Raw genomic sequence first — 13,616 nt, 5'->3', positions numbered from 1 at the left:
GTCCGTCCATCTTCATGTGACCGATCTCGGGCTCGATGGCGCTGCGCCGTTTCAGGAGTTTGGCCAGTAATGGCGTTAGGCCGCCGCCGCTGGCCGCTGATCAGGACCTTGGTGCTGTTCACGCCGTGGCCGCGATAGCCGCGGTCGACGACGACGAGATCGGGCACCTGGTCGGTCAGGATGGCGACCTGTTCCAGCGCCGGCGCCAGGGTGTGACCATCATAGGGATTGCCCGCGAGCTGCGGGCGCCGACGGCGAACCCACTGTCGAGGGTGGTGGCGAGGCTGACCTTGGTGCCGAATTCGTAGCGCACACGGGCCTTGCCCTTTGAGATGCAGTCGACCTCGGGCTCATGCAGGGAATAGAGCTTGTCGCGGCTCTTCGGCCCCTGTTCCAGCAGGCGCCCGACCAGCCAGAGCGCGTCCAGAACCTTCTCGTGCAGGGGGCCTTGCGGGATGTCCTGCAGGTGACGGCGCAGATCGCGGCGCACCCGGCCGACATACCCCCTGAGCCGGCGCAGCGCCTTGCGCATGCGTTTGAACTGGCGGGCATGGGCGTAGCGCCCGACCTGGATGGCCAGCCGCGGTGCAAGACGGGCATAGCTCTGGCGCAGATCGATCCCGGCCTTCTTCGCCAAGCCGACCAGCAGGGCCCGGGCCCGCTCGTAAAGCCGGGCATCCGTAGGATGGGCGATGTTCTTTTCCATCACGGTGGTATCGACCGCCACCCGCTTCAGCGCCTTGTCCGTGATCGTCCCAGAATTGCGGCCTGCTTCGATCGTCTTGGTCAGCAGCCATTCGACGCCTTCTTCACCGATCCTCTTGCGCCAGCGCACCAGTGATGAGGGATCGATCGGCGGGCGGTGCTGAAAGAAGGTCTCACCGGTGAAATGCTGATAGTCGGGGTTCTCCACCCAACGGGCGACCACCGCCTCGTCCGACAGCTTGAAGGCGTGCTGCAGATACATCAGCCCGGCGATCAGGCGTGGCGAGGTCGCCGGACGGCCTGTCTTCGAGGGGAAGAACCCGGCCCATTCCCGCTCGAAGAACTCCCAGTGGATCAGGGCGGCGAGCTTCACCAATTCGTGGCGGGCATCGATTATGTCCACCAGCCTGGGGCGCAGGAGATCATTCTGTTCGGGGCGCGGGAATGGGGCTTCATGGGCAATCGGAATTCGCAGGGTTTCTGGGGCCAGATTACGAAACCTTGCAATCTGATGCCAACAAAACAGCAATATAACAACGCAAAATCAATGTGTTCCGCGTTGTTCAGAGCCGACTATCTACGTCCGACTTATGGAATTGGCCAGAGACTACGCTGGCGGGGTTAGGTATTTCTTTGGCTGCGGGTTGCACCCCAGCCTGGGAAATGATCGCAATCTGGCCGTTGCTCACACGGCCTTTGAACAAGATCGTGCAGTCTCTTGACCGCAGTCTGCCGGAAGATTTGTTGTTTGGCATGAGCACGCGGCGCTCCTTGAGCGCAGCTTGGTCTCGGGCGAGCCATGTGAATGTCGGTCCAGTTCCGCGCTGCAGCGGGATCTCGCAGCGCCACCTAGCCTTCGCCCGGTTGAAACGATCGACGATTGGGGGCGCGATGCCGTGCTTCGTATTGCCGAGATAGGCATCGATGCCGGACACCATCTCGCCGAATAACTGGTTCGCATAGCGGTAATAGGGCGACCCAGCGACCTGCGCGGACGCGAGTGCGGTGATCACAGCCTCGACGGCCTCCTCCTGCACGTCGGGCTTGGCGTTGTCTGCACTGGCCAAGAGATAACTCGCATGGACGACATGCGCATCGTAAGATCAGCCCGCGCGCTTCACGAAAAGTTCGACCTCCTCCGTGGAAAGGGGACTGAAAACATCCGAAAACCGGATCGGCAGGAGGGCACCCAGAATGGCCGCCCAAGGGTCGCCGCCTTTTCCTAGCTGAGCCGCAGGGTCGTTTTTGCCAATAACATCGTCGCGCACCGCCGCAGCTTCCGCCGACGTGCCGGCGTCCAGCGCGCGCACGAGCGAGCGCAGTTTCGCATCAATCGGCAGGATAGCGAGTTCGACATCGGCCGAAGAGAGAGGTGGCACGGTCGCGGTGATCCGGGTTCCACCGGCATAGAGCGGCAGAAGGCATCGCTCGACGCGAAGTCGCTGGACAGCGACGGACAGGCGCACGCGATGGCCGGCCCATGGATCACGGCCGGGATCTGTTGGAAGCTCGACTTCAATCCGGCCGGGAAACACCTCCATGCTGGTTCGACTACGGAAAGTGTCGAAGGCGTCGCGGCCACGGCTCTCCTCGGACAAACCGATGAAAAAACGTCTGCTCTCGGCAGATACCGTGCCCGGCTGTGATGGCTTTTCGGGTTTGCTCAGACCGAGTTGCGAGAGAAATTTTCTGTCGGAGCTCACCTTGAATTCCGCTTTGGCAAAAAGATGTTCCGAGATGGACTGTGGCGGCGTGGAGGTGGTGCGCAAACTCACATGATCGAAGAAGCTGGTGTTGCTGCCAGACGCGGAAAGAGCGGAGAAGGACGGCAACACAACGTTGTTGGCTTGCCCCTCCTGCACCTGGAACACGACGGATTGCGGCGACACCCCTGCCGGGCCGATTTCGGCGGAATAGATGCCCGGCTTGAGATCGTCCTGGCTGAAGGTCCTGTTGTCGGGCGTCGCAACCCAATCGGCGACCATCGTTCCTTCTCCGGTGATGCGGACGGTTCCAACCGAGAGATCGCTCGGTGCTTCGAAATGCAGGCTGGTCTTCATGGCACTGACACCCACTGATCGAACAAGGGCTCCTTGGGCTGAAAGAGCAGCGAATAGCGGCCCTGGTTACTGAACGCGATCGCATAGAGAGCGTCGCGGCTCGGCGGAACGGTTGTCGACCATTCGCTCGCGTCGCCCGGGTCCCGGTTTTTCAGCCACGGCGCACCTTCATCCTTCGTCTGGCTGATCCCGATTCCATATTGCGGCATCCGCTCGGGCGGATCGGTCATCAGGACAATGGGCAGTTCGAACGCATCCGGGAACACGACCGGGATGCGGTCGGTTTGGGTGAAAGCCTCGAAGGGCTGGAAAGGTTGTTTGCTGTCCCAATGACTGAAAAAGATCTGACGCAGATATTTGAGGTCGACGAGCAGGTCGCGACCGCAGACGCCCCACCTGTCACGCACCCAGCGCGCAGAAGACCCGTTGAGCGCCTGGAGGAGGGTCTGCGTGAATCGGCCAAAGTTTACCTGCGCCCCAGCCGCTCGCGGCCCGTCGTAAGCGAGAAGGCCTTCAGCAGCGGCGCAGAGGAGCGACACCTGGTTTCGGCTTTGTCCAAAGGGCGTTAGTTGCGGGTAGAACGCGCAACTCTGGGGATCCTTGACAAGTTCGACTTCCGGGATCAACTCCCCGCAGGCGTCGGAGTAGAGGAATAAGGCGGAAACCGTCTTCGACTTGCGGAAGGCTTGTGCGGGAAACGCTAGGTTGATGTGCGTCCACGCGTTGCGTTCATCGCCGTTGAGATCCTCGAGAAACAGAACCGGATCCTGATCGTGCGAAGCTCCGTGCCCGCAGCAATAGAAGAACGCGACGTCGCCCTGCCTTGCGGTCGCTCGCTTGAACCACGCGAACCCCTTCGTGCCCACATTCTCCGCAGTCGCGGCATCAACTGGCCCGCGCTGCCAAGGATACCGGTTATTGGGCTGGCCGGGGTCCGAGATCAGCACCTCCAGCGTTGCAAGCGACGCGGCCAGCCGATCCTGATTCTCGATTAGCCAGTCGGTGACAAGCTTAGAGCGTGTTTCTGCCTTTCGGATTCATGCTTCCCAGCTTGGTTGTGTTGTGATTCCCTTCTGTTGAAGCCGATATGGGGGTCGCCGATGGGCAAATCACATCCGATAGAGTTGCGAACGCGAGTTGTTGGGTATGTCGATGGAGGCCATGGGCACCGCGAAGCGGCGCGTCATTTCCGGGTGTCCCCGAAATTCGTCAACGATCTGGTCCGGCTCCGCCATGAAACCGGGTCGCTGGCGCCGCGGCGGCAAGGCAACGGCGGCGGGCAGGGCAAGCTGACGGGCGCGACCGAGTGGATCGAGGCCCGCGTCGCCGCCAAGGGCGAGATCACGCTCGACGAGTTGGTCGCGGAGCTGGCTGAGACGCATGGCATCGCCGTCCACCGCGCCACCGTCTGGCGGGTCTGACACACAAAAAAGATCTTCAGGCGCTTGAACAGAAGCGCAAGGACGTCGCCGACAAGCGACATATCTGGATTGCCAAACGCCAGACATTCATGGCCAATCATCTGGAACGGCTGGCTTTCGTCGACGAAACCTCGATCAAGACCAACATGGCGAAGCCCACCGGCTGGGCGCCGCGCGGGCAGCGCCTGGTCGATCACGCGCCGTTCGGCCACTGGCGAACCCAGACCTTTGTTGCGGCTTTGCGCCATGACCGGCTGGACGCCCCGTGGGTCTTCGACGGCGCAATGAACGCCGAGGTGTTCACCCTTTACATCGAAACACAGCTGGTGCCGACCCTGCGCCCCGGAGATGTGGTCATCCTGGACAACCTCTCAAGCCACAAAAGCCCCGGCGCAGCGACCGCCCTGCGCGGCATTGGCGCCTGGTTCCTGTTTCTGCCGCCCTATAGCCCCGACCTTAACCCCATCGAAATGGCGTTCTCCAAGCTGAAATCCCTGATCCGAAAGGCAGCCGCACGAACCTACGATCAGCTATGGAATGCCGTCGGACAGCTCTGCAACCTCTTCTCGGAAGAGGAGTGCTACAACTACTTCAGAGCGGCAGGATATGAGGCTGATTGACGGAAACACGCTCTAGCGCTGTCGGCCGCGCTCGGTAGGTCCGGAACCTTCTGCAGGCTCTGCAGCACGCCGACACCGACTTTCGCCGCCGGGTAGCTGCCGACGCCGAGAACAAAGGCGTGTGTCCTGGGGCCATCGACATCGCGGTTGATCAGCAACGTCATCGCGCCCTCACAGCACCTTGAGCTCGCGCAGTCTCTTGCGGGAGCGCGCGTAGAATTGCGGTCGTTGGAAGTATTTGGAATGTGCTTCGATGATGCCGGTCACCGAGTTGAACGCGAAGTCCTCCGCATCCTCAAAGATCATGTCGGTGCGGAATGCCAGCGGATCAATGGGATCGAACACGTTGAGCCAGTTTTTCACGCAGTCCGGCCGTCGGCGCGGAGACCCGTTCGGCGGGTTCGGCGCGAGGAGATCGAGCGTCGCGAAGAAACCCGGCTGCGACCCGACCGTCAACAGTGCGTCAACCGAAAGATCAGCGGGAAGCTGCGACGCGCCTGGATTGGTCAGCATGTCGACCAGAATGACGCCGCCCATGCTGTGGCCGACAATCACCAGTGGGCCCCTCCCTGCTTTTGCAGCCTCGTGGGCCTTGGTGAGCATCCCGCGTACCTCGGCACGGATTTTCTGCCGGATCTCGCCTTCCTTGAGGTAGACGAAGACATCGCCAATGAAGAGACCGACCGCTGGCGACAGCTTGCCGCGGACAGCGTCGAAGCCCAGCGTCGAGACGGCATTGCGAACGTAGTCCGTCACCTTGCTGACGGCATCGAGGATGGAGTTGCCGATCCCGAATTCAGCGGGCGCATCCGCCGTCAGCAGATCGCCGATCGAGGAGGAACTGGCATCGCCCGCGAAAATCTCCCCCGCCCGTTCGTTTGCGATGAGTTCCGCGGCTTTCTGGAACGCGAGAAGCTCCTTCGGCAGAAGGTCCCGCTGTTCACGAGCAGCCCTGTCGGCGATCTCAGAGCAGATCGCCGACAGGGCCGCGACCGGATCCTGCTTGCCAATGGCTCCAATCGTGACGTCGCCAACCACACCGTCGGCACCGCCACCGGCAAGCCCCCCGCCGAGACTGGTGGTATCGCCGACATTGCGAGTACGTCGTGACCCCGTGGTCGGTTTCGAAGACCCCTTGATCGATCGCCGGAATGTACTGCCCCCAGTTCGGCGATAGGATGTCAACATTACTGCCTGTGAACAGTAACTCGCGGAACAGCACGTTGCGATTGGCGATTGCCGCGCGATATTCCGGGGTGTCGCGCGTCGCAACTCCATGCACGAAAACCAATTGTGCCATGGCCCCTCCCTGAACTCACGGCCCGCGCCAGCCAACCGGCCCCCTCACGAGGCATGCCGTTGTATAATACGGCATATCACGATACATTGCTACAGTCATGATCCGCAACCAATAGATAACGGTTGCGCAGAAAGCGTATGCGGAGAGGAACAGGATCCGACACCGGTCATATCGGGTTTCGATGCGCCGTCATGCCTGGCGTCTGGCGCAGCCAACCAGTTTCCTCTCGGCAGAAAGCTGCGGCGATCGACAGCAGGTCGATCTCCCACTTGGTGTAAAAGCCCCGGCGGCGCTCGCGCCATTGCAGATACCAGTCACAGACTTGAGGGAAGATCATCATGGCGAAGGTCCGCGATTTCGGGTCGGCGCCAAAGCCTTGGACCTCGCTTCCCGGCGGAGCGGCGAAGGCACCGAACCAACGCCCGAAGTGCTCGACCTTCTGCGAGGCGGTCTCCTCACCCCAGACCCCGTTCCGCTGCAAGCTGTCAATCGGCGTTGAATGGTGCCCCCCTATCGGCGTCCCAAAGGGGGTCTGACTCAAAGTTGGTACATTTCCGCGTTCATGCTGGCACGAGGAGCCTTGCCTTGAGCAGATCGCTATTGGCGCGGCCATACATTTGTCGTTTGAGGGTCTTCAGCCGATTGATCTGCCCCTCTGTCTGCCCGTTCGACCAAGGTTCGCGCAGGGCGGCGGCAACGGCGGCGCAGTCGCTGCGGAGGCCACGGGCGAAGGACGCGATCATGCTGTCTGCCGCCTCATCGAGCCAACTGGCCAAGACATCCTCACGCCCGTTTCGAACCATCTCCGTGAACCTGTCGGCGAGTGCCCGGGCGGTCGCAAGGGCCGGCGATGCCGCTTCGATCTGCGCGACCTGAAGTGCATCGGCTCTGGACAGGTGATCCCGCCCCATGGTCAGGAGCCGCGCAATCCTGCGGGCTGGTGGCGATTTCCCCATCCCGTTTGGCACGGCTTGCCCGGCGCGGCGCTGGCGTGTTGCCCATTCCCCGACGACCCGAAGACTGCCGTGGAAACCATCCTCCCTGAGGCGGCGCCAAAGCTCGGAGCCATTCCGGCAGCCGCCGTTCCATTCCCGCTCCAGCCGTGGCAGCCAGGGTGTCAGACTGCTTTCGCGGATGCGGAAGACATCTTCGCGCTTGCCACGCAGGATCTGGCGAACGAGCTTGCGGCTGAGGCCGGTCGAGCGGACGATACGCTTGATGGGCAGGCCCTCATCGGCCATCGTCCTCACCATCCGATTGGTTTGCTGGCGACGCCGAAAGCCTTCGTATTGCAGCCTTTCCGCTGCCGTCAACAGCGCGGGATCGAACGTCTTCGCCCCGATCGCCCTGCGGATGACGGGCATGCTGCGCTGCACGGCCGCCAGGAACGCGGCGCTTGCATTCTCCAGCAGATGCCAGCGATCAGCGATCTGAACCGCCTCCGGCAAGGCGCGGGTGGCAGCCCCGCCATAGCCGCCGTTGCGGTCGCGGGCGATGATCCGGATGCCGGGATGCGCGCGGAGCCACGCTTCCACAGTGGCAGGCTCGCGATCGGGCAGCAGGTTGATCACCTGCCGCCGTTCCAGGTCGCAGATCATCGTGCCGTAACGCTGCCCCTTGCGCCATGCCCAGTCATCAATGCCGATCACACGCGGGGGTTCGGAGGCGAGGCCCATCAGGTTCCGCGCCCCACGCAAGAACGTGTCTTTGCTTGCCGGCACCAGAAGGCGCCGGGCGAGCGCCTGAGCAGGTCGTCCGCCGAGGGCAAGGCCGAGGTGGCGCACAAGATCCTGCAAGCGCGAGGTGCGTCGCATATGCGGTTGGGTGACGCCGTACGGGAACCGTTTGGCGAAGATCCGGGCGGGACAGCTGGACGCGCGGCAGCGAAAGCGACGAACCTGCAAGACGATTTCCACGGCTCGCCCATGCGCAGGAACATCGGCCGGGCGACGTCGATACCGACTGTGGAGATGCTCCGAAATGCTCCCGCAATGTGGACAGGCGGCCGCAGCCGCCGAAGAGCGGGCATGGATACGGATCGTATTGCCATCGAGCTCGATCTGATCGGCCGTAAGCCCTGCCGGCAGAAAATCTCGGCGTGAAAACCATGACGCCATCGGTAGCCTCCCTGAAAGAAGGCCAAAATGTAGCGAGATCGAAGCTCACCTCCACCAAATCTGCGTCAGACCCCCGTTTGGATGCCGATCACCCCAGAAGCGGGGTCCTTATTCCACGCCGGACAACAGTGGTGCGGGATGCGCTGGCCGAGGCGCAGGGATCTGTCCAACCGATGATCGCGCACCTCGACACGCTCCGCTGGGCGTTCGTTGCGCTGGCGCTGGCCGGGATCGCGGTGACGATCTACGCCCGGCTGGACGATTGGAAGAGGGGGCGGCGGTGATCGCCGTCCTCGTCTCTCTGTGGCGGCGGGCGCTGCCCTGGCTGGCCCTCGCCGCCGCCATCCTCCTGTTCATCCTCGGAGCGCGGCGCACCGGCGAGAAGGCCGGGCGAGCGGCCGAGCGCCTCGAGACCCTCGAAAGGACCAACGATGCGAACCGCCGGATGCTGGAAGCCGGGGCTGATCGTCCTCGGGATCGTGACGATCTTGTCGAGCGGCTGCGCAAGGGTGGCTTCTGACCTCGCCGCCTGCCCGCCGGTGTTCGAGTATCCTGCCGAGTTTCAGCAACGAGCGGCGACCGAGGTCGAGGCGCTGCCGGCCGGCGCGGCGATCGAGAGCATGCTCGCCGATTACCACGTCATGCGGAGGCAGGCGCGAGCGTGTGTAAACTGAAGCTGCGGGACATGACGTCAAGCGAGCAGATCGTCGTCACGATCGTCTGCCTCTTGCGCCTCTTGATGCAGCGGAACGGCCTCGTGTTGAGGACCGTGATGAAGGTCATCAACATCACCATCAGTTTTCAGGCTGTATCCCTGCCCACGGCGACTGGTCAGCCTACCCGCTTGCGTCATGCGGTAGACCCTTGCTGATAGCGCGTTGAGTTCCTTGTCACGATCACCGTCGCCGATCACGATGCCTCGCTCCGTCAGTGCGCCATAGAGTTGCACACGATCCATGGGGGCGGCGGTCTCTTCCAACACGTCGATAACCGCCTGCTCAAACTCATCTATCGGGGTCTTGTTCTTTGCACTGACTGCCCGGTCGGGCAACGCGACTGGCGTAGGTGGCGCATCATGCTCTACGGGTTCTGCCGTCATCGCCTGGGAATCAATCGGTGGATGACCACCTAGTAGCTGTTGCGCAGCACGTTCGATCTGCTCGTACTGCGCCAAAATCTTGTCAATTTCACTTAGGCGAGCCACAAGTGCTTGTCGCTCAGCCCGCAAACGAGCGATCATATCCATCGCAAATGTTCCCCTTTTGGCCGCGCGGTGGTGTCAAGTGCATTTATCAGCCATCAATCCGTTCGTAAACGCTTGTGCGCCTACCGTCAATCCGGTATGTACGTATGCATGGAGCCACCCACCAGCAAGATTCGGAGACTGCCATGAGAAGATACCGGGGTCCGTCGCGTTGCCATCTGCCCGGCACGGCGTGACCTTAAACGGAAAAAGCCAGACCTAACGGCCTGGCTTCCCAGATAGGCGGAAATCAGCGCGGGCCGAGACCCGTGGAAATCCTCCTGTGTGCAAACAGAGTATTCCACAAATCGCGGCCCGCATCAAGCGAAACCCTCTTCCGAGAAGGAGAAGGGCATGGCCGGATTCATCTGGATCCACGCTTACGAGCGTGAACGGTTCGGTTGCATCGAGCATGTCTGCGCCCATTGGCGTAGCTTGCCGAAGTAACTGATGACTCAGTCGTCTCCCCGCGCCCTGCATTAGCGGCCCGGCGAGCGGAAATTTTATCAACCCAACTTGGCGGCGCATAGCGCCGCCTTTTTCCGTTGTGGCGGATCGCGATATCCACCAGCTTTCGACGCTCGACAATCCAGGGGAAGCGGGTCACTCTAAGACATGGACACCCTCACCGCCGAGCAGCGCAGCGAACGCATGAGCCGGGTGCGCGGGCGCGACACCAAGCCGGAACTGCTGGTTCGTCGCATGATCCATGGCCTTGGCTACCGATTTCGGCTCCACCGTCGTGACCTTCCTGGCACCCCCGACTTGGTGTTCCCCTCTCGACGCAAAGTAATCTTCGTGCACGGGTGCTTCTGGCATCGTCACCCGGATCCCGGTTGCCCGCTCGCCCGCCTCCCCAAATCCAAGCTGGACTTTTGGCTGCCAAAGCTTGAAACAAACAGAAAACGTGACGAGACCAACCTCGCGCGTCTCGCGGACCTTGGCTGGGAAACTCTGGTCATCTGGGAGTGCCAGACACGCGAACGAGGTTTGCTTGAGGCGAAGATCCGGGAGTTTCTGCAATGATGAAATCGGTGGAGTTGTTCGTGGGGGCTGGCGGTCTTGGTATAGGTGTCAGCCAAGCCGGATTTCAGCCTGCTGCCGTCATGGACTGGGATCGCTGGGCTTGCGACACGCTGCGGGAGAACAAGACCCGCGGCCTTGATCCGATCCAGCACTGGCCGATTCATGAAGGTGACGTCCGACAGTTCGACTTCACCTCGGTCGAAGGCTCCGTCGATCTTGTTACCGGCGGCCCACCCTGCCAACCGTTCTCGATGGGCGGCAGGCATCAGGCATTCCTCGACAAGCGCGACATGTTCCCCCAGGCCATCCGCGCGGTGCGAGAACTGAAACCTCGCGCGTTCATCTTCGAGAACGTTAAGGGACTGACGCGCAGCAGCTTCGCCAACTATCTTGAATACATTCGCTTGCAGTTGACCTATCCCGAACTTGTCGCGAGACCGGACGAGGAATGGCTGACGCATCTTGCGCGTCTCGAACATCATCATACTCGCGGCGGCGAGACTGGTCTCCATTATCGGGTGATCATGCGCGTCCTGAATGCGGCAAACTATGGCGTCCCGCAACGCCGCGAGCGGGTTTTCATCGTTGGGTTTCGGGCTGATACCGGCATAGAATGGCACTTCCCCGCCGAAACCCATTCTCGGGACGCGCTTCTCTGGTCGCAATGGCGAGATACAGTGTATTGGGATCTCCACAACGTGGCCAAGAAACACCGACCGGAAGGCGGGGCGGCTAAGACTCGCGCGCTCAGGATCGCGGAAGCCCCAATGATGGAGCCTTGGCAGACGGTTCGGGACGCGATCTCGGACCTGCCCGACCCGGAAATAGCCCCAGGTTCCGCGCTTCGCTTTCATGACCATCGCCTGCAGCCCGGTGCCAGGTCATATCCAGGGCACACCGGCAGCCCTCTGGACGAACCGGCCAAGACCCTGAAAGCTGGTGTTCATGGGGTTCCCGGCGGCGAGAACATGCTGCGTCGGCCCGATGGATCGGTGCGCTACTTCAGCGTTCGCGAGAGCGCCCGCCTGCAAACCTTCCCCGATGACATGGTGTTTCACGGTTCCTGGACCGAATCCATGCGCCAACTTGGGAACGCGGTCCCCTGCCAATTGGCGCGAATCGTCGCGGCGGGCGTCAAGGCAAAGCTGGAAGCCGCCTAGATCGGCTGCCCGTGGGCGTAAGCCCTTGCCTCCTTGTAAAGGATCATATGGCTCGCGAAATACGTCGCCTGCCAGCCTTCGGGCAGGGCTTGAACGATCAATTGCATTGTTTCCCGAACGGTCAACGGCCTCGCTGGAATATTGACACTCGAAGCCGCCAGATCAGGGTGGGGTCGAGTGCGAAACGCATGACTGCCGCGAGCACCTGGTTCGAGTTCAAATCGCAGCGTATAGGGCAGCGCGATCTTCAATGACACGAGGGCCTCGTGAACGGATCGCTCTCCTTCTGGCAGGACTTCCAGCGGAAGATCAATGTCGATCGGGAAACGGGCATCGAATCCCTGCGGCGGCTTGGCTGTCGTCTCGCGCTCGCGACCCGGATCATTCGATCCAAAACCAGAGCCGTTCCACTCGGACCCATAGTGAGCAATCACGCGGGATTCGATATCCATCGCGGTCAGAACGAGGATCTGCGCCGCCTTGAACTGCACGTCCTCTGGCCGAACATTGCGCCGCTGTTCGAACTTGCGAGCATGCCGGGACAACCTCGTCCGCAGGCCGGCCTCCGCATCGGTCTTGCCCACATACCGAACTTGCCCGTCATAGATCAGAAGGTAGACGCCTTGAGCATCAGGGAGCGCCTGAGTATTCGCCAGCGAGACCGGCGCGCTCGCCATGGCGTCGAGCGAGGGCACAAGCTGGTTCATCACCGCGCCCATCAGGTCGAGTTCGAATGCGATAAATCCGTCTGGCAAGCCCGCCCCCGATTCCTCCGCTCAATGTCCAAGGACTATCATGCCCAGCCTCGGCTGACACCCATCGAGGCGTGTTTTGTTGAGCAGGCGTTGAGTTGAAATCTGGAACGCACAAAGCCGCCCCTTGGGGCGGCGTGTAAGTCTTTGGCATTGTTTCCTAATTCTGGTTGCGGGGGCAGGATTTGAACCTGCGGCCTTCAGGTTATGAGCCTGACGAGCTACCGGGCTGCTCCACCCCGCGCCGATGTTTGTCTGTTGGTTTTTGATCGTATTGAGAGAACGTGGCTTCTTTCTAGGTTTGGCGGTGACCTACTCTCCCACGTCTTGAGACGCAGTACCATTGGCGTGTTGGCCCTTAACGGCCGAGTTCGGGATGGGATCGGGTGTTTAGCCAGCGCTATGACCACCAAACCGAGGAAGAAGCCTTTGTCCAAGTCCTGTTCACATAAGTATGCATGCTTATTGATTGTAGCCTTGCTGCTACTGGATCAAATCAAGCCAATCGGGCAATTAGTACCGGTCAACTGAACGCGTTACCGCGCTTACATCTCCGGCCTATCGACGTGGTGGTCTTCCACGGCCCTCAAGGGATACCTAGTTTTTGGGGGGGCTTCACGCTTAGATGCCTTCAGCGTTTATCCTGTCCGATCATAGCTACCCAGCACTGCCGTTGGCACGACAACTGGTCCACCAGTGGATCGTTCACCCCGGTCCTCTCGTACTAGGGGCAACTCCCATCAAGTATCCTACACCCACGGCAGATAGGGACCGAACTGTCTCACGACGTTCTAAACCCAGCTCACGTACCTCTTTAAATGGCGAACAGCCATACCCTTGGGACCTGCTCCAGCCCCAGGATGAGATGAGCCGACATCGAGGTGCCAAACGATGCCGTCGATATGGACTCTTGGGCATCATCAGCCTGTTATCCCCAGAGTACCTTTTATCCGTTGAGCGATGGCCCTCCCACTTGGGACCACCGGATCACTATGACCGACTTTCGTCTCTGCTCGTCTTGTCAGACTTGCAGTCAGGCAGGCTTCTGCCATTGCACTCAACGACCGATTTCCGACCGGTCTGAGCCTACCTTCGCGCGCCTCCGTTACGATTTGGGAGGCGACCGCCCCAGTCAAACTCCCCACCATGCAGGGTCCCGGACCCGGATAACGGGCCGCGGTTAGACATCAAGAGTGCGAAGGGTGGTATCTC

14 protein-coding genes, 1 tRNA gene, 2 rRNA genes and 1 pseudogene (1 of these 18 only partly in view) are annotated in these 13,616 nt (G+C 61.3%); 6 read left to right on the top strand and 12 right to left on the bottom strand.

Annotated elements, in window-relative coordinates:
* From QM789_RS18575 to QM789_RS18560, 4 genes and pseudogenes are all read right to left on the bottom strand, one after another.
* Nucleotides 1-1,161, bottom strand: a pseudogene (locus QM789_RS18575) (IS5 family transposase); the annotation flags it as partial.
* A gap of 107 nt (nt 1,162-1,268) precedes the next feature.
* On the bottom strand, nt 1,269-1,772 hold the full coding sequence (locus QM789_RS18570; protein WP_420353276.1) for a hypothetical protein: 504 nt from the start codon (nt 1,770-1,772) through the stop codon (nt 1,269-1,271).
* A gap of 36 nt (nt 1,773-1,808) precedes the next feature.
* A complete protein-coding gene (locus QM789_RS18565) occupies nt 1,809-2,765 on the bottom strand; it encodes a hypothetical protein (RefSeq protein WP_420353275.1) in 957 nt (318 codons plus the stop codon).
* Entirely contained in the window at nt 2,762-3,712 is a 951-nt protein-coding gene (locus QM789_RS18560; protein ID WP_420353274.1) for a hypothetical protein, read from the bottom strand. Before QM789_RS18560 ends, QM789_RS18565 begins: the two co-directional genes overlap by 4 nt.
* Nucleotides 3,713-3,958: 246 nt before the next feature.
* On the opposite strand from QM789_RS18560, the gene QM789_RS18555 reads away from it, so the two are divergent.
* Entirely contained in the window at nt 3,959-4,186 is a 228-nt protein-coding gene (locus QM789_RS18555; protein ID WP_420350218.1) for a hypothetical protein, read from the top strand.
* On the top strand, nt 4,174-4,806 hold the full coding sequence (locus QM789_RS18550) for an IS630 family transposase (RefSeq protein WP_420353318.1): 633 nt from the start codon (nt 4,174-4,176) through the stop codon (nt 4,804-4,806). The genes QM789_RS18555 and QM789_RS18550 overlap by 13 nt, the downstream gene beginning before the upstream one ends.
* A 171-nt stretch (nt 4,807-4,977) precedes the next feature.
* On the opposite strand, the gene QM789_RS18545 is transcribed toward QM789_RS18550, so the two are convergent.
* The 3 genes from QM789_RS18545 to QM789_RS18535 form a co-directional block, all read right to left on the bottom strand.
* Complete coding sequence (locus QM789_RS18545) at nt 4,978-5,994, bottom strand: hypothetical protein (RefSeq protein WP_420353273.1); 1,017 nt, start codon at nt 5,992-5,994, stop codon at nt 4,978-4,980.
* Between the two features lie 278 nt (nt 5,995-6,272).
* Nucleotides 6,273-6,647, bottom strand: a complete 375-nt coding sequence (locus QM789_RS18540) for a hypothetical protein (protein WP_420353272.1) — start codon at nt 6,645-6,647, stop codon at nt 6,273-6,275.
* A gap of 19 nt (nt 6,648-6,666) precedes the next feature.
* The gene (locus QM789_RS18535) at nt 6,667-8,223 is read right to left on the bottom strand and encodes an ISL3 family transposase (RefSeq protein ID WP_420353271.1); all 1,557 of its coding nucleotides are present in this window, start codon (nt 8,221-8,223) and stop codon (nt 6,667-6,669) included.
* Nucleotides 8,224-8,354: 131 nt separating this feature from the next.
* Between QM789_RS18535 and QM789_RS18530 the strand changes: the two genes are divergently transcribed.
* A complete protein-coding gene (locus QM789_RS18530; protein WP_420353270.1) occupies nt 8,355-8,507 on the top strand; it encodes a hypothetical protein in 153 nt (50 codons plus the stop codon).
* On the top strand, nt 8,504-8,743 hold the full coding sequence (locus QM789_RS18525; RefSeq protein WP_420353269.1) for a hypothetical protein: 240 nt from the start codon (nt 8,504-8,506) through the stop codon (nt 8,741-8,743). Before QM789_RS18530 ends, QM789_RS18525 begins: the two co-directional genes overlap by 4 nt.
* Before the next feature lie 171 nt (nt 8,744-8,914).
* On the opposite strand, the gene QM789_RS18520 is transcribed toward QM789_RS18525, so the two are convergent.
* Nucleotides 8,915-9,469: a hypothetical protein gene (locus QM789_RS18520; protein WP_420353268.1), complete on the bottom strand. Its 555-nt coding sequence runs from the start codon at nt 9,467-9,469 to the stop codon at nt 8,915-8,917.
* A gap of 612 nt (nt 9,470-10,081) precedes the next feature.
* Here QM789_RS18520 and QM789_RS18515 point away from each other — a divergent pair.
* A complete protein-coding gene (locus tag QM789_RS18515) occupies nt 10,082-10,492 on the top strand; it encodes a very short patch repair endonuclease (protein WP_420353267.1) in 411 nt (136 codons plus the stop codon).
* Entirely contained in the window at nt 10,489-11,652 is a 1,164-nt protein-coding gene (locus tag QM789_RS18510; RefSeq protein WP_420353266.1) for a DNA cytosine methyltransferase, read from the top strand. The genes QM789_RS18515 and QM789_RS18510 overlap by 4 nt, the downstream gene beginning before the upstream one ends.
* On the opposite strand, the gene QM789_RS18505 is transcribed toward QM789_RS18510, so the two are convergent.
* From QM789_RS18505 to QM789_RS18490, 4 genes are all read right to left on the bottom strand, one after another.
* Nucleotides 11,649-12,407 carry a GIY-YIG nuclease family protein gene (locus QM789_RS18505; protein ID WP_420353265.1) on the bottom strand — a complete coding sequence of 253 codons (759 nt, stop codon included), beginning with the start codon at nt 12,405-12,407 and terminating at the stop codon, nt 11,649-11,651. The two genes, QM789_RS18510 and QM789_RS18505, sit on opposite strands and share 4 nt — an antisense overlap.
* 164 nt (nt 12,408-12,571) lie before the next feature.
* Nucleotides 12,572-12,648, bottom strand: a tRNA-Met gene (locus QM789_RS18500).
* Nucleotides 12,649-12,703: 55 nt separating this feature from the next.
* Nucleotides 12,704-12,818, bottom strand: a 5S ribosomal RNA gene (gene rrf / locus QM789_RS18495).
* A 78-nt stretch (nt 12,819-12,896) separates the two neighbouring features.
* Nucleotides 12,897-13,616: ribosomal RNA gene (locus tag QM789_RS18490) — 23S ribosomal RNA — on the bottom strand (it continues 2,123 nt past the right edge of the window).

The organism is Paenirhodobacter sp. (assembly GCF_047600745.1).
Lineage (GTDB): Bacteria > Pseudomonadota > Alphaproteobacteria > Rhodobacterales > Rhodobacteraceae > Rhodobacter.
Note: the sequence above shows the minus strand (reverse complement) of the source record. Positions and strands in the feature narration are given on the sequence as shown.